At 69.9% G+C, this 18616-nt stretch carries 16 protein-coding genes; 3 read left to right on the top strand and 13 right to left on the bottom strand.

Annotated elements, in window-relative coordinates:
* Positions 1-39: 39 nt before the first annotated feature.
* Positions 40-1548 (bottom strand): CoA-acylating methylmalonate-semialdehyde dehydrogenase, encoded by a 1509-nt coding sequence (locus J0P97_RS02920; protein ID WP_215486274.1) that lies wholly within the window; start codon positions 1546-1548, stop codon positions 40-42.
* On the bottom strand, positions 1545-2489 hold the full coding sequence (locus J0P97_RS02915; RefSeq protein ID WP_215486273.1) for an NAD(P)-dependent oxidoreductase: 945 nt from the start codon (positions 2487-2489) through the stop codon (positions 1545-1547). The genes J0P97_RS02920 and J0P97_RS02915 overlap by 4 nt, the downstream gene beginning before the upstream one ends.
* Before the next feature lie 179 nt (positions 2490-2668).
* Between J0P97_RS02915 and J0P97_RS02910 the strand changes: the two genes are divergently transcribed.
* Positions 2669-3565 (top strand): LysR family transcriptional regulator, encoded by an 897-nt coding sequence (locus tag J0P97_RS02910; RefSeq protein ID WP_215486433.1) that lies wholly within the window; start codon positions 2669-2671, stop codon positions 3563-3565.
* Positions 3562-4296 (top strand): glutamine amidotransferase, encoded by a 735-nt coding sequence (locus J0P97_RS02905; protein ID WP_215486272.1) that lies wholly within the window; start codon positions 3562-3564, stop codon positions 4294-4296. The genes J0P97_RS02910 and J0P97_RS02905 overlap by 4 nt, the downstream gene beginning before the upstream one ends.
* Positions 4297-4742: 446 nt before the next feature.
* Here the strand turns inward: J0P97_RS02905 and J0P97_RS02900 are convergent, their stop codons facing one another.
* Both J0P97_RS02900 and J0P97_RS02895 read right to left on the bottom strand, forming a co-directional pair.
* Positions 4743-7253 (bottom strand): glycogen/starch/alpha-glucan phosphorylase, encoded by a 2511-nt coding sequence (locus J0P97_RS02900; protein WP_215486271.1) that lies wholly within the window; start codon positions 7251-7253, stop codon positions 4743-4745.
* Positions 7254-7327: 74 nt separating this feature from the next.
* Positions 7328-8347 carry a YihY/virulence factor BrkB family protein gene (locus J0P97_RS02895; RefSeq protein WP_215486270.1) on the bottom strand — a complete coding sequence of 340 codons (1020 nt, stop codon included), beginning with the start codon at positions 8345-8347 and terminating at the stop codon, positions 7328-7330.
* Positions 8348-8510: 163 nt separating this feature from the next.
* Between J0P97_RS02895 and J0P97_RS02890 the strand changes: the two genes are divergently transcribed.
* Entirely contained in the window at positions 8511-10178 is a 1668-nt protein-coding gene (locus tag J0P97_RS02890) for a GspE/PulE family protein (protein ID WP_282836765.1), read from the top strand.
* Here J0P97_RS02890 and J0P97_RS02885 read toward each other — a convergent pair.
* From J0P97_RS02885 to J0P97_RS02845, 9 genes are read right to left on the bottom strand one after another with little or no spacing between them, the layout of a single operon-like run.
* The gene (locus J0P97_RS02885; RefSeq protein WP_215486269.1) at positions 10175-11413 is read right to left on the bottom strand and encodes a type II secretion system F family protein; all 1239 of its coding nucleotides are present in this window, start codon (positions 11411-11413) and stop codon (positions 10175-10177) included. The genes J0P97_RS02890 and J0P97_RS02885 overlap by 4 nt on opposite strands.
* Entirely contained in the window at positions 11413-12558 is a 1146-nt protein-coding gene (locus J0P97_RS02880; RefSeq protein WP_215486268.1) for a type IV pilus twitching motility protein PilT, read from the bottom strand. Before J0P97_RS02880 ends, J0P97_RS02885 begins: the two co-directional genes overlap by 1 nt.
* Complete coding sequence (locus tag J0P97_RS02875) at positions 12555-13304, bottom strand: hypothetical protein (RefSeq protein ID WP_215486267.1); 750 nt, start codon at positions 13302-13304, stop codon at positions 12555-12557. Before J0P97_RS02875 ends, J0P97_RS02880 begins: the two co-directional genes overlap by 4 nt.
* On the bottom strand, positions 13301-13942 hold the full coding sequence (locus tag J0P97_RS02870) for a hypothetical protein (protein ID WP_215486266.1): 642 nt from the start codon (positions 13940-13942) through the stop codon (positions 13301-13303). Before J0P97_RS02870 ends, J0P97_RS02875 begins: the two co-directional genes overlap by 4 nt.
* Positions 13942-14991, bottom strand: a complete 1050-nt coding sequence (pilM, locus tag J0P97_RS02865; RefSeq protein ID WP_215486265.1) for a pilus assembly protein PilM — start codon at positions 14989-14991, stop codon at positions 13942-13944. Before pilM ends, J0P97_RS02870 begins: the two co-directional genes overlap by 1 nt.
* A gap of 36 nt (positions 14992-15027) precedes the next feature.
* The gene (locus tag J0P97_RS02860) at positions 15028-15861 is read right to left on the bottom strand and encodes a prepilin peptidase (protein ID WP_282836763.1); all 834 of its coding nucleotides are present in this window, start codon (positions 15859-15861) and stop codon (positions 15028-15030) included.
* Positions 15858-17555, bottom strand: coding sequence for a polymer-forming cytoskeletal protein (locus J0P97_RS02855; protein WP_215486264.1), 1698 nt, complete (start codon positions 17553-17555; stop codon positions 15858-15860). Before J0P97_RS02855 ends, J0P97_RS02860 begins: the two co-directional genes overlap by 4 nt.
* Positions 17549-18121, bottom strand: coding sequence for a prepilin-type N-terminal cleavage/methylation domain-containing protein (locus tag J0P97_RS02850; RefSeq protein WP_215486263.1), 573 nt, complete (start codon positions 18119-18121; stop codon positions 17549-17551). The genes J0P97_RS02855 and J0P97_RS02850 overlap by 7 nt, the downstream gene beginning before the upstream one ends.
* The gene (locus tag J0P97_RS02845; protein WP_215486262.1) at positions 18118-18558 is read right to left on the bottom strand and encodes a prepilin-type N-terminal cleavage/methylation domain-containing protein; all 441 of its coding nucleotides are present in this window, start codon (positions 18556-18558) and stop codon (positions 18118-18120) included. The genes J0P97_RS02850 and J0P97_RS02845 overlap by 4 nt, the downstream gene beginning before the upstream one ends.
* Positions 18559-18616 lie beyond the last annotated feature (58 nt).

Here is an 18616-nt window from a genome sequence, read left to right as displayed (position 1 = left end):
CAGCCTAGCGCGGGGGCCGGACAGGCCCCCGCGCCGCGGTCAGTGCGTCGGGAATCCGAGGCTGATCTGGCTCTCGCTCGCCTCTGGCCAGCGCGTGGTGACGACCTTGCGCCGGGTGTAGAAGTTGAACGCCTCCGGACCGTACATGTGCGTGTCGCCGAACAGCGAGTCCTTCCAGCCGCCGAACGAGAACGCCCCGATCGGGACGGGGATCGGCACATTCACCCCCACCATGCCGACCTCGATGTCGAACTCGAACTGACGTGCCGTCTTGCCGTCGCGCGTGAACACCGCGGTGCCGTTCGCGTAGCGGTTGGCGTTGATGAGCGCGACAGCGTCGTCGTAGGCATCCACCCGCACGACCGACAGCACCGGCCCGAAGATCTCCTCGTCGTACACGCGCATGCCGGGTGCGACGTCGTCGACGAGCGACGGGCCGATGAAGAAGCCCCCGGTCGGCACGTCGAGATCCCGCCCGTCGACGACGACGCGGCCACCCTCCCCTGCGGCCCCGGCGACGAAGCCGGTCACCCGCTCGAGTGCGTCGCGGGTGATGAGAGGACCCATCTCGATGCCCGGTTGGGTGCCGTCCCCGACGGTGACCTGCGGCATCCGTTCGGCGATCTTCTCGACGAGCTCGTCCGCGACATCGCCCACCGCCACGACGACCGAGACGGCCATGCAGCGCTCCCCCGCGGAGCCGTAGCCGGCGGAGATCGCGGCGTCCGCGGCGGCGGCCAGGTCGGCGTCGGGCATGACGATCATGTGGTTCTTCGCCCCGCCGAGCGCCTGCACGCGCTTGCCGTTCTCCGCGGCCCGCGTGTAGATGTACTTCGCGACGGGCGTCGACCCGACGAAGGAGACGGCGCGGATGATCTCGTCGTCGAGGATCGCGTCGACGGCCTCCTTGTCGCCGTGCACGACGTTGAGGATGCCGTCCGGGAGCCCCGCCTCGGCGAAGGCCTCCGCGATCCACACCGCCGCCGACGGGTCGCGCTCGCTGGGCTTGAGGATCACCGCGTTGCCGGCGGCGATCGCCGTGGTCACCATCCACAGCGGCACCATCGCGGGGAAGTTGAAGGGCGTGATGCACGCGACGACCCCGATCGGCTGGCGCACCTGATGGACGTCCACGCCGGAGGCGACCTGCTCGGAGTACTCGCCCTTCAGGTGATGCATGAGGCTCGTGCAGAACTCGACGTTCTCGAGCCCGCGCGCGACCTCGCCGAGGGCGTCGGGCACGGTCTTGCCGTGCTCGGCCGTGATGATGCGGGCGAGCTCCTCGGCACGCGTCGAGACGATCTCGCGCAGGCGGAACATCACCTGCTGCCGCTTGCCGAGCCCGGTCTCCCGCCAGCCGCGCTGCGCCTGCTGCGCCGTGCGTGCCGCCTCGTGCACGAAGTCGGCAGAGGCGAGGGCGACCACACCGGTCTGCTCCCCCGTCGCAGGGTTGAAGACGGCGCCGGTGCGCCCCTCCGCCTCGACCCGCGCGCCGCCGACGACGTGCGGGATGGAGGTGAGCGTCGGACGATCGATGGTGGTGCTCATGAGCGGGTCCCTTCCAGGGTGCGGTCGAGTGCCGGGTCGTAGCCGCGGAGCGTGCCGTCCGGTGACGCCAGCTTCGCGACGAGGGTGCAGTCCTTCGCGCCGAGGCCCTCGGCGATGAGGTCGTCGAGCTGCGAGAGCGCGAGGCGGGCGGCGGGCAGATGGACGCCCGTGACATCCCCGGCGTGGACAGCCAGGCCGCAGTCCTTCCGCGCGAGGTCGACGGAGAAGGTCGCGTCGAAGTTGTTGTCCGCCGCCGATCGCTCCAGGACGCCGGGGACGGGATACCAGGTGCGGAGCGGCCACGAGTCACCCGAGGACACCCGGGCGACATCCCAGAACACCTTCGGGTCCAGCCCGAGCTGCTCGGCGAGCTGAGAGCCTTCCGATACCGCCATCACGCCGATGAAGAGCATCATGTTGTTGACGAGCTTCGCCGCGATCCCGGCCCCCGCCTCGCCGCAGGCGATGACGTTGCCCGCCATGGGGGCCACGACCTCGCGTGCACGGTCGACAGCGTCATCGCGGCCGCCGAGCATGAAGGTGAGGGTGTGCGCCTCGGCACCGGCGGTCCCGCCGGAGATCGGCGCGTCGACGAAGCTGAGCCCCCGCTCCTCCGCCTGCGTGTGGCACCAGCGCGAGGTCTCCACATCGACCGTCGACGTGTCCATCAGGAGCGTCGCCGATGCGGCGTGCGCGAGGATGCCGTCGTCGCCGCCGTACGCGGCGCGCACGTGCTCGGGCTTCGGGAGCGAGGTGAGGCACGCGTCAGCGCCGCGCAGGGCCTCCGCCGCGGAGGGGACGATGTGCACGCCGCGCTCCGCCGCCGCCGCGGCGGCCGCGGGGTTGATCTCCACGCCGCGCACGGTGTGCCCGGCGGCCACGAGGTGCGCGGCCATCGGCGCGCCCATCCGGCCGAGTCCGATGAAGGCGATGATCGACATGCGTGTGCTCCCTGCGTCGTCGGAGGTGCGGGCATCCGGAAGGTTCCCGCGCTCACTGTACGTCGCCGATGGGATGCCGATCAATGCACAGATCGATGGCAAACTTGCACCCTGGCTGTGCACTGGTGCACACTCATCGCATGCAGCAGACCGCGCCGGAGCCGCCGCTCGATGCGCTGATGACATTCCTGACGGTGGCGCGCCTGGGCCGCTACACCGCGGCCGCCGACGTGCTCGGCGTCAACCACTCGACCGTCTCGCGCCGCATCGCGGCGCTGGAGTCCGCGATGAGTGGGCGCGTGCTCGTCCGCACGACCGGCGGCTGGGAGGTCACGGCGCTGGGCCGCCGCGCCGTCGGCATCGCGGAGCGCATCGAAGGATCTCTCCGCGACCTCGTCGAGGGGGGCGGCCAGGATGCCGTCCACGGCATGGTGCGCGTGTCGGCTCCCGACGGGTTCACCGCGACCTTCCTCGCCCCCGCCATGACGACGCTGCGCCGCACGCACCCGCACCTCGCGGTCGAGCTCCTCTCCGCGACGCAGCGGGTGCGCCAGAACCGATCCGGGGTCGATCTGGAGATCGTCGTGGGGCGCCCGCAGGTCCTCCGCGCCTATGCGACCGCCGTCTGCTCCTACGCTCTGCGGCTGTACGCGACGCCGGGCTACCTCGCCGCGTACGGCGCTCCCGGAGCGGTCTCCGATCTTGCGGGGCATCCGCTGATCTACTACGTGGAGAGCTCGCTGCAGGTCGATGAACTCGATCGCGCTCTGCAGGAGCTCCCCGACTCCCCGCCGTCGCTGCGCTCGACGAGCGTGTTCGCTCACGTCGAGGCGACCGCCGCCGGCGCCGGCATCGGCCTGCTCCCCGACTTCCTCGGCGACGCCGACCCGCGACTGGTCCGGGTGCTCGACGGCGCGTACGAGCATCCGCTCGCCTACTGGGCCGTCGCGCGGGATGAGGGGCCGCGCAATCCGGCGGTCGCGGCGACCCTCGAGGCGATCACGGCGTACATCGCCTCGAGCGCTGCGTCAGCCATCGCGCCGAGCGCTGCGGCTGCGCCGAGGGCGGACGCATGAAGCCGTTCCTGCTCCTCGCCACCCGCGCCGAGGACGTCCCCGCCGACGACGAGTACGCGCTGTTCCTCCGCTTCACCGGGCTCGAGCCGCGCCAGCTGGTGCGCAGGCGCCTCGAAGCCGAGCCGCTCGGCGAGATCGACCTGGACGACTGGTCGGGGATCTTCGTCGGCGGCGGGCCCTTCAACGCCTCCGACGCGCCGGAGAGGAAGTCCGCCGTCCAGCACCGGGTCGAGCGCGAGATCAGCGGGCTCCTCGACGAGGTCGTCGCACGCGACTTCCCGTTCTTCGGCGCGTGCTACGGCATCGGCACGGTCGGCGCGCACCAGGGCGCCGTCATCGACAGCACGTACCGCGAGCCCATCAGCGTCGTCGAGGTGTCACGCACCGCCGCCGGGGCATCCGATCCGCTCCTCGCGGGCCTCCCCGACGTCTTCACCGCGTTCGTCGGCCACAAGGAGGCGATCACCGTGCTTCCCCCCTCGGCCACACTCTTGGCGTGCGGCGCGGCCTGCCCGGTGCAGATGTTCCGCGTCGGTCGGAACGTCTACGCGACGCAGTTCCACCCCGAGCTCGACGTCGACGGCATCTCGACCCGGATCCGGGTCTACGCAGGCCACGGGTACTTCGCCGCCGACGAGCTCGAGCTCACCCTCGGTGCGGTGCGCCGTGCGCCGGTGACGCACACCGGAACCATCCTGCGCACCTTCGTCGAACGGTACGCCCGCCCCTGACCCCCGGCCCGGGTCGCCACACCCGGCGTCGCCCCCGGCCCCGAACCCGAACGTCGCCGCCCCGGCCCGGACCCGGGTCCGGGGCCGCGCGCGTGAACGTCACGAAAGCAGGCCGGATCCGCCGCGGCGCCGTCGCGGCTGCCGGAAACGGGCGATCCGCCCTGCTTTCCGAACGCAGCGGTGCCCGCGAGCGCGCCGTCAGCCTGCCCCGCGGACACGGCGCTGCCAGGTGATCCTCCCGCCGAAGCCGCGACGATCACCGGCCCCGAGCGTCGCGACAGCAGGCTGGACCGTCCCCGGCCGCGGCGCGGCTGCCGGAAAAGGGCGATCCGCCCTGCTTTCCGAACGGGGCGTGCGGGTGGCGGCGCGGGGCCGATGAAGCGGCGCGCCGCTTCCGACCACCCGACCGCGCGGGTGCGGGACGGGTGGCCGGGTGCCGGACGCGGTCAGATCACGGGCGGCGTGTGCCAGATGCGCTCGATGTAGTCGCGCATCGAGCGGTCGGACGAGAAGAACCCGCAGCGGGCGACGTTCAGGATGGCCGAACGGGTCCAGGCATCCTGATCCGCGTAGGCGGCGTCGACCTTCGCCTGCTCCGCGATGTACGAGGAATAGTCGGCGAGCACCATGAAGCGGTCGTCGTAGAGCAGGTTCGAGACGATCGGCTCGAACACCGTCTTGTCCCCGCCCGAGAAGGCGCCCGAGGCGATGAGGTCCATCGCGCGGCGCAGCCCGTCATCGGCCTGATAGAACTCCGCGGGCTTGTAGCCGCGTGCCCAGAGGGCCTCGACCTCGGGCTCGCTCATGCCGAACAGGAAGAAGTTGTCGTCGCCGACGAGTTCCCGGATCTCGACGTTCGCTCCGTCGTCGGTGCCGATCGTGAGGGCGCCGTTGAGCGCGAACTTCATGTTGCCGGTGCCGGATGCCTCCTTGCCCGCGAGGGAGATCTGCTCGGAGAGGTCCGCCGCGGGGATCAGCCGTTCGGCGAGCGTGACGTTGTAGTTCGGCGGGAACAGCACCTTCAGCCGCCCCTCGACGCGCGGGTCGTCGTTGACGACGGAGCCGACCGCGTTGATGAGGTGGATGATCCGCTTGGCCATGACGTAGCCGGGTGCGGCCTTGGCGCCGAAGACGAAGGTGCGCGGCTGGACGTCGGATGCCGCGACCCGCCCCGAGACGATCCCCTCGTACTCGGTGACGATGTGCAGCAGCTTCAGCATCTGCCGCTTGTACTCGTGCAGGCGCTTGACCATCACATCGAGCATGTGCCCGTCGCTGATCTCCACACCGTCGCGCGCACGCAGGACATCGCCCAGCCGGCGCTTGTTCGCGGCCTTCACCTGCGCGAAGGCATCGCGGAACTGCGTGTCCTCGGCATAGGTCTCGAGTTCGCGCAGGCGCTCGAGATCGGTGACCCATCCCGGGCCGATCGCCTCGGTGATGAGCGTGGACAGGCCCGGGTTCGACAGTCGGACGAAGCGACGCGGCGTGACGCCGTTGGTGACGTTCGTGAACTTGCCGGGGTAGAACTCGTTGAAATCGGGCAGCACCTTCTCGCGCAGCAGCTGCGAGTGCAGCTCGGCGACGCCGTTCACCTTGGCCCCGGCGACGGTCGCGAGGAAGGCCATGCGGACCGAGCGATCGGGGAACTCGCTGATGATCGACATGTTGCGGATCCGCATCTCGTCGTCGCCGAAGCGCTCGCGCACCTCGACCAGGAACTCGTCGTTGATGCGGTAGATGATCTCCAGGTGGCGCGGCAGGAGACGGCCGAGGAGGTCGACCGACCACACCTCGAGCGCCTCGGGCAGGAGCGTGTGACAGGTGTAGGCGAAGCACTTCTGGGTGATGCCCCAGGCATCCTCCCACGCCATCTTCTTCTCATCGACGAGAACCCGCATGAGCTCGGGCACGCCGATCACCGGGTGGGTGTCGTTGAGCTGGAAGATGATGCGGTCGGGGAGGTTCGCCGGGTCGAAGTCCGCCGGCAGGGAGGCGAGGAAGTCGCCGATGGATGCCGCGACGAAGAAGTACTGCTGCTGCAGGCGCAGCTCCTTGCCCTGCGGGGTCGAATCCTCGGGGTAGAGCACCTTGGAGATGTTCTCCGCGAAGGTCTGCGACCGGACCGCCTCCTCGTAGTCGCCCGAGTTGAACACGCGCAGGTCGAACGAGTTCGTGGCCTTCGCGCTCCACAGCCGCAGCGTGTTGACGCGGCCGTTGAGGTAGCCGGGGACCATGTAGTTGTAGGGGACGGCGAGGACGTTCCACGCCGGCACCCAGCGGCTGCGCTCGGTGCCCTCGTCGTCGTAGGTCTCGGTGTGGCCGCCGAACGAGATCGTCCGCGCCGCCTCCGGGTGGGGGAACTCCCACGGCGAGCCGAGGCGCAGCCAGGAGTCGGGCTGTTCGACCTGCTGACCGTCCTCGAAGGTCTGGCGGAAGATGCCGTACTCGTACCGGATGCCGTAGCCGGTGTTGGGCACACCGAGGGTCGCGAGCGAGTCGATGAAGCACGCTGCGAGGCGGCCGAGACCACCGTTGCCGAGCCCGGGCTCGACCTCCTGCGCGCGCAGATCGTCGATGTCGATGCCGCACGTCTCCATAGCCGCGGTCGCGATCTCGGACAGGCCCGTCGCGAGGAGGTTGTTGTCCAGCTGGCGACCGAGAAGGTACTCGGCGGAGAGGTACGCCACACCCTTGGCCTGCGCCTCGCGCTGCCGCTTCTGGTCCTCCAGCCACCGCGCCATGAGGTAGTCCCGGACCGTCATCGCGAACGCCATGTATCGATCGTTCGGCGTCGAGGCCGACAGCGGCACGCCGCGCTCGTAGTTGAGGTTGCGCAGGAATTGCCGAACGAATCCGTCGACGGAGCTGGCCGGTCCCGTGACGGGAGCGAGAGCGAGGGGATGCGTGGCCCCGAGCGGGTGCGCGGACTCGGGTGTGTGGTCAGTTGCGGTCACGTAGAAGAAACTACACACACCGGCGCGAACCGTGACCGTTCCCAGCCCGGACGACGAGAGAATTTACACGAGTGTCACGATGCGGTCTCCGCGCGGTCTCGCGCTGCGTCGGTCTCCTCCGCCAGTGCGGCGCGCGCGGCGACCAGTTCGTCGCTCGTGCGACGGACGCCCTCCTCCGCCTGCTGCACGCGGCGCTGCGCGAACGTCGCCGCGCCGAACCGCTCGCGGACCCCGTCCTCCCCCTCGCGGACGAGGGTGAAGATGTAGGCGGTCGCGATGAGGATGACCTGCGCGGACAGGTTGATCCACAGGAGGAGCGCGATCAGCGCCGCGAACGATGCCAGCAGCGGATTCGACTTCGCCCCACCGATGAACAGACCCGACAGCTGCTGCAGCACGGTGAGGCCGACGGCGCCCAGGAGGGATCCCGTCCACAGCGCCCGAGCCGGGGCACGGACGCCGGAGAGGACCCGGAAGAGCACGGCGATCGCCACGGCATCCAGCGCGAACGTCACCACGATCGACAGGAGTCGCCCGCCCCACACGATCACGGCATCGTCCTCGCTCGCACCGAACCACCCCGCGACGATGCCGAGCCCGGCCGTGCCGAGCATCGTCGCCGCGGCGGAGGCGAGGAGCGCGCCTCCCGCCCCGACCGCGAGGGCGAGGTTGCGCAGCATCACGAGCCAGAACGGCACATCATCGGTCGCCCGATCGCAGATGACGCGGATCGCCGAGCGGAGCGATCCGATCGCACCGATCGCTGCACCGAGGAGACCGACCGCAGCGATCACGCCGGCGATCGAAAGCCCCGCCGGCGCCTGGATGTCGGAGGGGTCGATGAGACCGCCCTCGCCGACGAGACCCGGCACCGCGCCGTTGACGGCGTCGATCAGCGCGGCCCACGCCTCTTTGTTTCCCGCGAGCCAGAGCGCCGCGATCGAGAAGCCGAGCAGGACGGCCGCGAAGATGCTGAACAGTGCCCGATAGGTGACGCTGTCGGCGAGCATCGCGCCCCGGCGCTCGCTGTAGCGGAGGAAGGCGCGCACCGGGGTCAGCGAGAGAGCTCGGGAGATGATGCGCGCGACGTCCATGCGGCCCAGGATAGGGGCCCGCCCGAGCTGGCGCGGGGGTCTTGACAGCGGCCGGATCGATCACCGTGATCAGGAGCCGCATCCGACTCACGGATATCAGGGATATCACTATTCACACCCGTCACGGCAGCCGCATAGGATACGGATGGGGAGAGGAACCACCGTGAAAGGACTCGCGGAATCGCTCGTGAGGTCCGGGGCCGTGCGTGCCGAGGACATGTGGGACGCCGTCGCCCAATACGGCGACGGACCCGAGCTTCGCCACCGACTCGTGGACGCACGCCTGGCCACCGAGAACCAGATCGCCGTCGGCATCGCCGACCAGACGAGTCTTCCGTTCGTCGACCTCACCACCGCCACGCTCTCCGCGGAGACGATCGGCGCCATCCCCGCGACACTGTGCCGTCGCTATCACGTCATCCCCCTCGAACGCGGTCGCCGGAGCCTCACCGTCGGGATGGTCGATCCGACCGACCTCATCGCGATCGACGACATCACGACCGCGACGGAACTGAACATCCGGCCGGTGGTCGTCGCCGCCGACGCGCTGATCGCCGCCTTCGGCCGCTACCTGCGCTCCGACGAAGAGCTCAGCGACCTCTCGGAGCAGATCGGGGAGATCGCCGCCGCCGACGGCATCCCCGGCACCGAATCGATCGAGGAATCGGTCGACGACGCCCCGATCGTGCGCTTCGTCAACCTCCTCATCAGCCAGGCGATCAACGACCGCGCCAGTGACATCCACATCGAGCCCGGGGAGAAGCAGCTCCTCGTGCGCTACCGCATCGACGGCGTCCTCCACGAGATGCAGCGCGCCGACCGGGCGATCCAGGACGGCGTGATTTCACGACTGAAGATCATGGCGGCCATCGACATCGCCGAGCGGCGCAAGCCCCAGGACGGACGCCTGTCGGTGCATCACGACGGGCGACAGATCGACCTCCGTCTCGCGACCCTGCCGACCGTCTGGGGCGAGAAGATCGTCATGCGCATCCTCGACAACACCGCCCAGTCCCTGTCGCTGTCGGATCTGCGCTTCTCGCTGATCAACGAGAAGCGGTTCATGGGAGCCATCACCCGCCCGCACGGGATGGTGCTCGTCACCGGACCCACCGGGTCGGGCAAGTCGACGACGCTCTACACGGCGCTCAACGCCGTCGCCAACCCCCGGATCAACGTGATCACCGTCGAGGATCCGGTCGAATACCGGATGGCGGGGATCAACCAGGTCCAGGTCAACGCGCGCGCCGGGATGACGTTCCAGGCGGCACTGCGCTCGATCCTGCGCTCCGATCCCGATGTCGTCCTCGTCGGCGAGATCCGCGACGAGGAGACGGCGACGATCTCCATCGAGGCGGCCCTCACCGGGCACCTCGTCCTGTCCACCCTGCACACCAACGATGCGCCGTCGGCTCTCACACGCCTCACGGAGATGGGATGCGAGCCGTTCCTCGTCGGCACGGCGCTGGCCGCTGTGGTCGCCCAGCGGCTGGCGCGACGGCTGTGCCTGAACTGCCGCGAGCCGTATCGCGAGTCGGGCGACGTCCTCGCATCGCTGCGCTTCCCGCACAACCCGGCCGATCCCCCGGTGCTCTATCGCGCCGCCGGGTGCGCGCAGTGCTCCGGAACGGGGTACAAGGGGCGCGTGGCGCTGCACGAGGTCATGACTCTGTCGGAGGAGCTCGAGAAGCTCGTCGTGGCGCATGCGACCGGAACCGAGCTGCGCGCCGTCGCGATCTCCGAGGGAATGGTGTCCCTCCGCGAGGACGGCTTCAGCAAGGTCCAGCAGGGCGTGACGACGATCGAGGAAGTCCTGCGCGTCTCGATCTAGCCCGACTTCCCCAGCTCGCCGTAGATCGAGAAGATCGGCATGTAGAGCGAGATCACCATCCCGCCGATGATGATGCCGATCGCGACGATGAGGATCGGTTCGATCGCGCTCGTGAGCTGCTCGGTCGCCGTCTTCACCTCACCCTCGTAGAAATCGGCGATCGAGGCGAGCATGTCGGGAAGCGTCCCGGACTCCTCGCCGACGGCAGCCATCTGCGAGACCATCGGAGGGAACACCTCTGCTTTCGCCAGCGGCGTGGAGAACGACTTGCCCTGTTTCACCGACTCCTGGACGCGTCGGACGGCCTCTTCGATCCGGTGATTGTTGGATGCCGCACCGACGATCGACAGTGCCTGCACCAGCGGCACGCCGGCCTTGAGCATCATCGACAGTCCCCGACTGAAGCGCGCGACGGCGATCTTCGTCGCGAGCGGCCCGAACACCGGCATCCGGAGCTTCAGCGGGTCGACCACCCGACGCACCCTGTCTGTCGTGCGGTTCCTCACCCACCAGAACCAGAACGCGATGCCGCCGATGATCGTGAGCGGGAGGATCCACAGCATGTTGTTGGACAGCGTGACCAGGATCTGGGTCGGCAGGGGGAGCTCGGAGCCGAGATTCTCGAACATCCCCTTGAAGACGGGGACGACGAAGGTGATCATCGCGATGACCCCGAGGATCGCGATCGACAGGACGATGAGGGGATAGGTGGTCGCGGACGTGATCTTCTGCTGGAGTTCGGACTCCTCCTTGTAGGTCTCCGCGATCGTCGTGAGCGCCTGCCCCAGGAAGCCGCCCGACTCGCCGACCCGCACCATCGACACCAGGAGCGGCGGGAACACGTCGGGGTGCTGGGCGAGGGCACCCGAGAACGCCGTTCCGGACTCCACCGCGGCATGGACCCGCACGAGGGCTTCGCGGAGCGTCTTGTCCTCGGCCTGCTCGATGAGGATGGACAGGGTCCGCATGAGGGGCAGGCCTGCGTTGATGAGCCCTGCCATCTGCTTGGCGAAGACGGCGAGGACATCGACCTTCACACGCTTCTGGAGACCCGGGATCGAGATCTCCCGGTTGAGCCCCGTCTTGGAGGTGAGGGCGACCTCGAGCGGAGTGAGCCCCTGCGCGCGCAGTTTCGCCGCGACCGCGCTCTCGCTCGAGGCCTCGATGCTGCCCTTGACGATGGCCCCGCCGGTCGCATCGACGGCGCGGTACGTGTACTCCTCGATGAGCGACATCAGCCCGCCCACCCCGCCGACTGGCGCTCCGAGGCGTGCATCGTCCAGGCTTCCGCGTCGTAGTCCGCCGGGCGTACGCGCGCCTCGTCGAAGGTGCGCGGGTCATCCGCGATCTCCTTCGCGAGCGCGAGGGAGATCGTCCCGGACTCGACGAGGCGCTTGAGGTCCTGGTCGAGCGTGTGCATGCCGATCGCGCCGCCGGCCTGCAGCATGGAGTAGATCTGGCTGATCTCGCCCTCTCGGATGAGGTTCGCGATGGCGGGGGTGTTGACGAGGACCTCGGTCGCGATGACGCGGCCCGCGCTCTGGGCGCGCGGGAGGAGCGTCTGCGTGATGATGCCGCGCAGCGTGTCGCCCAGCTGGGTGCGCACCTGGTTCTGCTGGTCGGACGGGAAGGCGTCGACGATGCGGTTGATGGACTTCGCCGCGCTCTGGGTGTGGAGCGTCGAGAGCACGAGGTGGCCGGTCTCGGCGGCGGTGAGCGCCGTCGAGATCGACTCGGGGTCGCGGAGCTCGCCGATCAGGATGATGTCGGGGTCCTGGCGGAGCACGCGGCGCAGGGCCTCGGAGAAGGACGCCGTGTCGCTCCCGATCTCGCGCTGGTGGATGAGCGCGCGTTTGCTCGTGTGCTCGAACTCGACCGGGTCCTCCACGGTCACGATGTGCGCGGGCTTCGTGCGGTTGACGACATCGATCATGGACGCCAGGGTCGTGGACTTCCCCGACCCCGTGGGGCCGGTCACCAGCACGAGACCGCGTGGCTTCCCGACGAGGTCGGCGGCGATCTGCGGAACGCCGAGCTCCTCGAAGCTCTTGATCGTGTCGGGGATGAATCGCATCGCGGCGGCCACCTCGCCGAGCTGGCGGAAGACGTTGACGCGGAATCGGGCGACGTCCGGGACGGTGATCGAGAGGTCGACCTCGCCGTTCTGACGGAACTCGGCGACCTGGCCATTCGACAGGATGCCTCCGACCGCGCTCTCCAGCCAGTTCTGGGTCGTCGCCGATTCATGGCCGGGGATCGCGACCAGGTCGCCGTCGACGCGCATCAGAGGCGGGTGGTTCGCGGTGAGGTGCACATCGGATGCGCGGGCGCGCTTCGCGATCGCGAGCAGGCCCGCGAGCGGGGCGGTGTCCGGGGTCATCGCGGGTCCTCCGTGCGGATGAAGGTGAGGAGCTGGACGGTGAGCGTGCTGTCGGCGTAGGCGACATCGACGGGGGCCACGAGCCGCGGCCCCTTCCCGAGCGCATCGACGAACGCGGCCGCCTTCATCGCGCGCTCCGTCGCCGCAGCTCGCACAGCGGCGGGATCGGCGGCGTCGTCCAGCGCGGGCGGCGCCGCATCGGCGGCGGGCAGGGCGTAGGGCTGAGACAGGTCGACGACGATCTTGACGGAGACCTGCTGCTGCGGCGCGTCTGCGGCGGACGACGGCGGCGCCGGGGCGGTCGCCGCCGCATCCACGCCGTCCTCGGACGGGCTTGCCGCCGGCGTCGGCGTCGGCGCGGCGACGGCCGTCCCGTCCGCATCCAGCGTGTCCCGCGGTACGAACGGCGCCGGATCCTCCGCGGTGATGCTCTCGATACGCACGTCCTGGCTCTGGGCGACCGCGCCGACGATCTCGTAGATGTCGTCCAGCGCGGGGATCGCGGCGATCTGCGTGCGCAGGGTCGCCACTGCGGCATCCGTGTCGGCGATGTTCTTCTCGGCGAGGCTCAAGGCGTCGATCTGCGCCTGGTAGGTGGCGTTGGTCTGCGTCACCTGGCGGGTATTCGCATCGAGCGCCTGGGCCTGGGAGAACATCGGCGCGGCGATCAGGGCGAGCCCGAGCGCCAGGACGACGGCGGCGACGAGCACCCCGGCGAGAGTGATGAGCTGCCGGTTGAGGGTCACTGGTCCGCCTCCTGCGTGTAGGTCCCGGTGTAGACCGACTGATCGAGAATGACGCGCAGCTCGTACTGATACTCATCGCCGCTCAGCGTGTAGCTCCATCCATCCGCCGCCAGCACGCCCGGGAGCGCACGGATCGACCGGATGAGGCCGACGATGTCGGTCGGGGTGCCGCTGGAGAACTTCACGGTGCCCGCCACGCCGGCCGCGGGGGCCGCGTCCTCGGTGTCGACGAGCGCCCCGGGCCGGAGCGTGTACTCGAACACCGCGACGCCTGCCGGGAGCGTGGCTCGGACGGTGCCGAGGACATCGGCCCACGTCAGATCGGTGCCCATCGCCTCGGAGCGGAATGCGTTCAGCTCGCGCTCGAGCGTCAGCTTCTGGCTGACGGGCTGCAGCGCGGCGACCCGTGAGAGCAGGTCCGTGGTGCGCGCGTTCTCACTGGCGAGGCGCTGCGCGGCAGCCACCTGGAGCGCGAAGGCTCCCGCGGCGGCGAGCACGACGACCGCGACCACTCCGAGAAGGCCCATCCCCCATCGGCGCAGCAGAGCGACGCGCTCCCGGCGTTCGGTGACGGCGCGCGGGAGCAGGTTGACGCGCGGTGCGCCGCCGATGGGCAGCGTGGGCGACGCGAAGGCCATCAGCGGTCTCCTTCGAGGGCGAGCGCGGCGGTGGTGATGAGGTTCAGATCGTCATCCGGACCGTCGAACCCCCGCCGAGAGTCGAAGACGCCGGACGCGCCGATGATCTGGACCGGAATCGGCAGGCTCGCCGACAGCGCCGCGGGGATGCCGTCCACGGCGGCACCGGCGCCGCTGAGCAGCACCCTGGTCACCGGGGCGTCGAGCGACCGGTCGCCGTAGAACCGCAGCGTGCTGCCCAGGCGGTTCACGATGTCATCGATCGCCGACCGGGACATCCCCGCGGCGGGCTGCGCGGTCCCGCGCGCTCCCGAACGGCGTAGGCGGGGGCCGTCGGCGGTCGAGGGCACGGTCTCCAGCACCTCGTCGAACGCGGGCGCGTCCGCATCGCCGACCGCCTCTGCGTGCGCACGCACGGCCGCCGTCATGATCTCGGCCGGGATGATCCGGACGAACCGCGGGATCCCGTTCTGGACGACGACGACGTAGCTCGTGTGATCGCCGAGGTGCAGGGCGGCAACGGTCTCCCCGGCGCTGGCGACCCTCGAGATCGCGCGCGCGAGCGCGAACGGCGCGAGATCGACGACCTCGACGTCGATCTTCGCGCCGGAGACGGTGGCCACCAGATCCTCGACGGTCTCGGCCACCGCCGCGACGAGGAGTCCCGTCACCTGATCGCCGTCCTGTGAGACGGGGTAGAAGTCGAGGACCGCCTGATCCGCGGGCACGGGGAGGAGATCCTGCACCTGGAAAGGGAGCGCCTGCGCGAGCAGCTCGGGACGCATCGCCTGGGTCGTGTAGTCGCGCACCAGGATCCGGCGGCTGCCGATCCCGAGGACGACCTTCTTCGCCGTGATGCCGGCGCGGGACCAGAGCTGACGGATGGCGAGGACGACGGCGTCGGTGTCGAACACCTCGGAGTCCTTCGCCGCCCCGGCGGGCAGCGGAACCGCGCCGTAAGCGACGATGGTGGGGGTCTTCCCGGTCGTCACCTCGGCGGCTCGGACACCCTCTTCGGTGATCTCGAGCCCGACGATCGTCTTCGCCATGATCTCCTCTTCCTTCTTCGTGTCTCGCCGGGCGGATCAGCCGGCGGCGAGCAGTCCCAGGTATCCGCGGGAGAGGGCGTCCCCCGCGACGATGCCGATCCACGCGCCGGCGAGCATGAACGGTCCGAACGGGATGGCGCTCTTCCGTGTGGCGCGGCCGAACGCCATGAGCGCGATGCCGACGAGACCGCCCAGGAGGAACGCGGCGAAGGCGCCCACGATGACCGCACCCCAGCTGATCCACCCGAGCGCAACGCCGAGGACACCGGCCAGCTTGACGTCTCCCCCGCCCATTCCTCCGGGCCGGATCGCGCGCAGCAGCCAGTAGAACGCGAACATCGCCACGCCCGCGATCGCAGCTCGCAGCAGCGCCTCCCAGGGCGCTCCGCACAGGCACGCCGCGGCGAAGAGCACGGCGAGCACGGGATAGCCCGGCAGCACCAGCGGATCGGGGAGACGGTGCGTGTCGAGGTCGATGAGCGCGAGCGCGATGCTCACGGACGCCAGGGAGAGGTAGGCGGTCGTGACGAGCACGGCCGCAGCGGTCGGCAGTTCTTGCCGCGTCGAGAGCGCGGACCACACGACCCCGACGAAGGCGGCGCCCGTCGCGAGCTCCACGAGGGGGTAACGCGGCGAGATCGGCGCGTCGCAGCTCGCGCATCGCCCGCGCAGGACCAGCCAGGAGAGGACGGGCACGTTCTGCCAGGCGCGGATCGGCGCGGCGCAGGAGGGGCACCGGCTCTCGCGCACGAGCGGGATCCCTGCGGGCACGCGGGCGATCACGACGTTGAGGAATGAGCCGATCACGAGGCCGAACAGTCCGGCGACGACCATCAGGAAGACCGCTGCGGCGGGGGTGAGGGCGCTCACGGCGTCACGTCGTATCGGGAGACGAGCGTGCCGAGGGTCGCCGCTGCGCCCGGGCCCGGGGTCGTATCGTCGCCGGGCGCCTTGCTGCCGGGGAACCCCACCGGGGTGTACCAGTAGTTGGGCTGTCCGGTCATCGTGCCCGCCTGCACGGAGCCCTGCCAGTCCTCGCCGCCGTTGGGGAAGTTCGCGGTGCACTGCGTGAAGATCATGGCCGAGATCGGGGACTTCCCGCCGGTCGGGAGCATGCTCGTCCCTTTGATGCTGATAGGCGGGACCTTCGAGCAGTCGCGCCCGGGCGATTCGGGAGAGATGAACCACATGCGGTGCGGCTTGGCGTCGGCCGAGCTGAACTTCTGATCGGTGACGGCGAAGGACGGGGCGACGAAGACGATGTCGGTCTTGATCGCGGTCGTCCCGCTGAACTGCTCCATCATGAGCTGCGAGCAGCGGGTCGCGTCGATGACCGTCGGCCTCGTGAGCGCCCGGATCTTCGCGACCATCTCGTGCTCCGGCCACCAGGCATACGCGCATGCACCGGACCAGGTGATCTTCTCGAACGCGCCGCTCGTGACGAGCGAATCGATGTCGGACTGCGTGATGCCCTGCCATTCGGGAGCGTTCGGCAGCTTGGGCAGGGCGACGACCGGCTGGAGGGTGGTCCGCTCGACGGAGGACACCGCCCAGGCGCGTTCGCCGCTGTGCGGGTACGTGAATGCTCCGCCGTACATGATCCGGTCGCGGGCGATCGGGGCCCCGCCGCTCACCGTGAGATTGGCGCCCGCGTAGATGCTCTGGACGAACTTGTTGCTCGCGCCGGTGACGACGACGTTGTTCTTCGCGTAGATGCTGCCGTCGATCGTCAGTCCACCCGTCGTGGTGACGCTGCCGGCCGAGGAGACGACGTCTCCATGGACGATCGCGCCGCTGTCGAGCGTGACGTCGCCCTTCGCGTACACACCGCCATCGATCGGGCTGCCGCCCGACACCTTCACCTTGCCGCTCAACGAGACGACCTTGCCGTGGATCTTGGTGCCCGTGCCGACGGTCACGTCGCGCTCCGCGTAGACATCGCCGGTGACCTCGCACCCGCCGACGCCGAGGACCATGCCGGCGGGGAGGTAGACCGATCCCGCGATCGCTCCCCCGGAGTTGCAGGTGAAGTCGCCCGAGATGCCGGTGTCGGGGATGACCCAGACACTCGCCGGGTTGGCGGGGTCGACGGCACGGATCTTCAGTGCGCTCAGGTTGAGCGGTGCGCGCGTGACGAGGGCCGGCTCTTTCACGACGGCCGGGGTCGGAACGTACGAGTAGACGGCCTGCGTCCTCGTGACGGCGCCGCCGGGACCGCGGCCGGTCGACGTGTAGACCGCGCTGCCGGTGACGGAGCAGTCCCGCGCCACGGAGTAGGTCGAGCCCGCACCCAGATCTCCCACGACGGGCTGGGATTCGACCGGCACGTCATCGCAGATGTCCTTATCGCGCGTCGCGAGGACGAGCGCCTGCGCCAGGCCCGCGTCGGCGGCGGCGCGCGACTGCGCGGTGCTGCGGGTGTCGGCCACCATTCCGGCCGTGTTCACGACGATCGCGGCGAGCGTGAGACCCGCGATCGTCAGGATGCTCATGACGATGAGCACCGTCACGAGGGCGGAGCCCTCCTCACCCGCGATGGAACGTCTCGCTCCTCGAGTCAGCATGTGGGCACTCCTCCGTGGACCGCCTGAGCGGTGGCGCCGTCTGCGACCGCGACGTCGATGTGGTCGTCCGCGTCGACATCGACGCGGATCCTCATCCCCCACTTCAGGTTCTTGCCGTCCGTACTGGCGAACAGCTTGCCACCGGTCAGGGTGCCGGTCACGTCGGTTGCCAACACCCCCCAACTCTGGTCCGCCGGAGGCAGGGGCTTCGGGGCGGAGCTCGCGTCGGCCCGGTACGCGAGGACAGTCCGGCCGTCGGCATCCTTCACGAGGGCCCAGGCGCGGCACTCGGCCTTCCCGTCGGGCCCGACGTAGGTGGCGTCGGCGCGCGCGCCGTCTGGCGCCACACGGACGGTCGTGGCGTTGCGGATGGACGTCGACAGGCTGCTCGCGACGACGTTGACCTTTCCTGTCGCCGCGTCTCGGGAGACGCCGTCGCGCTGCGCGATCATCCCGTTGACGAAAGCGATCGAGACCACAGCGAGGACGAGGCCGGCCACGACGACCGCGACGATGAGCTCGACGAGGGTCATGCCGTCCTCGTCGTGGGGGTGCGTGGGGATCACTTCTCGGCTCCGACGGTGATGCGGGTGCGGACCTCGGCGAGCGTGCCGTCGGCATCCGCCACGACGACGGTCACGAGAACCGCTCGCGGATACTTCGCCGCGCCGGGGGGACACGCGAGGGTCTCCCCGCTGTCGATGACGGGGGCGGCCCGGAGGGACAGGGTCGAGCCGTTGACGTTCGAGGCGGCCATCGCGGAGAGGTCACCCGTCAGCGATGTGCAGGTGCGGGTCGTGGCCGCCGCGATGGGGTAGCCGAGACGCAGCGCGGCGACCCGGTCGTTCGCGATGGCCGTCGCCGCGGCGACGTCGCGGTTGGTGACGCTCAGGGAGACGCCTCCGATGAGCAGGGGCAGGACGGCGAGGGACAGCAGCGCGAGCAGGAACATCGCGATGATGACTTCGACGAGGCTGAGGCCGTCGTCTGCGCGTCGGGACACGCAGCACCTCCGGGGGGCGGGGCGGACGGTCGGAGAATCAGAGGATGGTCAAGGCCGG

The sequence above is a fragment of the Microbacterium flavum genome (assembly GCF_018717645.1).
Lineage (GTDB): Bacteria > Actinomycetota > Actinomycetes > Actinomycetales > Microbacteriaceae > Microbacterium > Microbacterium flavum.
The sequence above is the reverse complement of the archived record's forward strand: the minus strand, read 5'-3'. Positions and strand labels throughout refer to the sequence as shown.

Bases quoted from the DNA above. Each gene is read 5' to 3' on its own strand.
- J0P97_RS02870 (WP_215486266.1), bottom strand. From the start codon at position 13,942: ATGGCCTTCGCGTCGCCCACGCTGCCCATCGGCGGCGCACCGCGCGTC.
- pilM (WP_215486265.1), bottom strand. From the start codon at position 14,991: ATGGCGAAGACGATCGTCGGGCTCGAGATCACCGAAGAGGGTGTCCGA.
- J0P97_RS02910 (WP_215486433.1), top strand. From the start codon at position 2,669: ATGACATTCCTGACGGTGGCGCGCCTGGGCCGCTACACCGCGGCCGCC.
- J0P97_RS02855 (WP_215486264.1), bottom strand. From the start codon at position 17,555: ATGCTGACTCGAGGAGCGAGACGTTCCATCGCGGGTGAGGAGGGCTCC.
- J0P97_RS02880 (WP_215486268.1), bottom strand. From the start codon at position 12,558: ATGACCCCGGACACCGCCCCGCTCGCGGGCCTGCTCGCGATCGCGAAG.
- J0P97_RS02895 (WP_215486270.1), bottom strand. From the start codon at position 8,347: ATGGACGTCGCGCGCATCATCTCCCGAGCTCTCTCGCTGACCCCGGTG.
- J0P97_RS02885 (WP_215486269.1), bottom strand. From the start codon at position 11,413: ATGTCGCTCATCGAGGAGTACACGTACCGCGCCGTCGATGCGACCGGC.
- J0P97_RS02905 (WP_215486272.1), top strand. From the start codon at position 3,562: ATGAAGCCGTTCCTGCTCCTCGCCACCCGCGCCGAGGACGTCCCCGCC.
- J0P97_RS02920 (WP_215486274.1), bottom strand. From the start codon at position 1,548: ATGAGCACCACCATCGATCGTCCGACGCTCACCTCCATCCCGCACGTC.
- J0P97_RS02915 (WP_215486273.1), bottom strand. From the start codon at position 2,489: ATGTCGATCATCGCCTTCATCGGACTCGGCCGGATGGGCGCGCCGATG.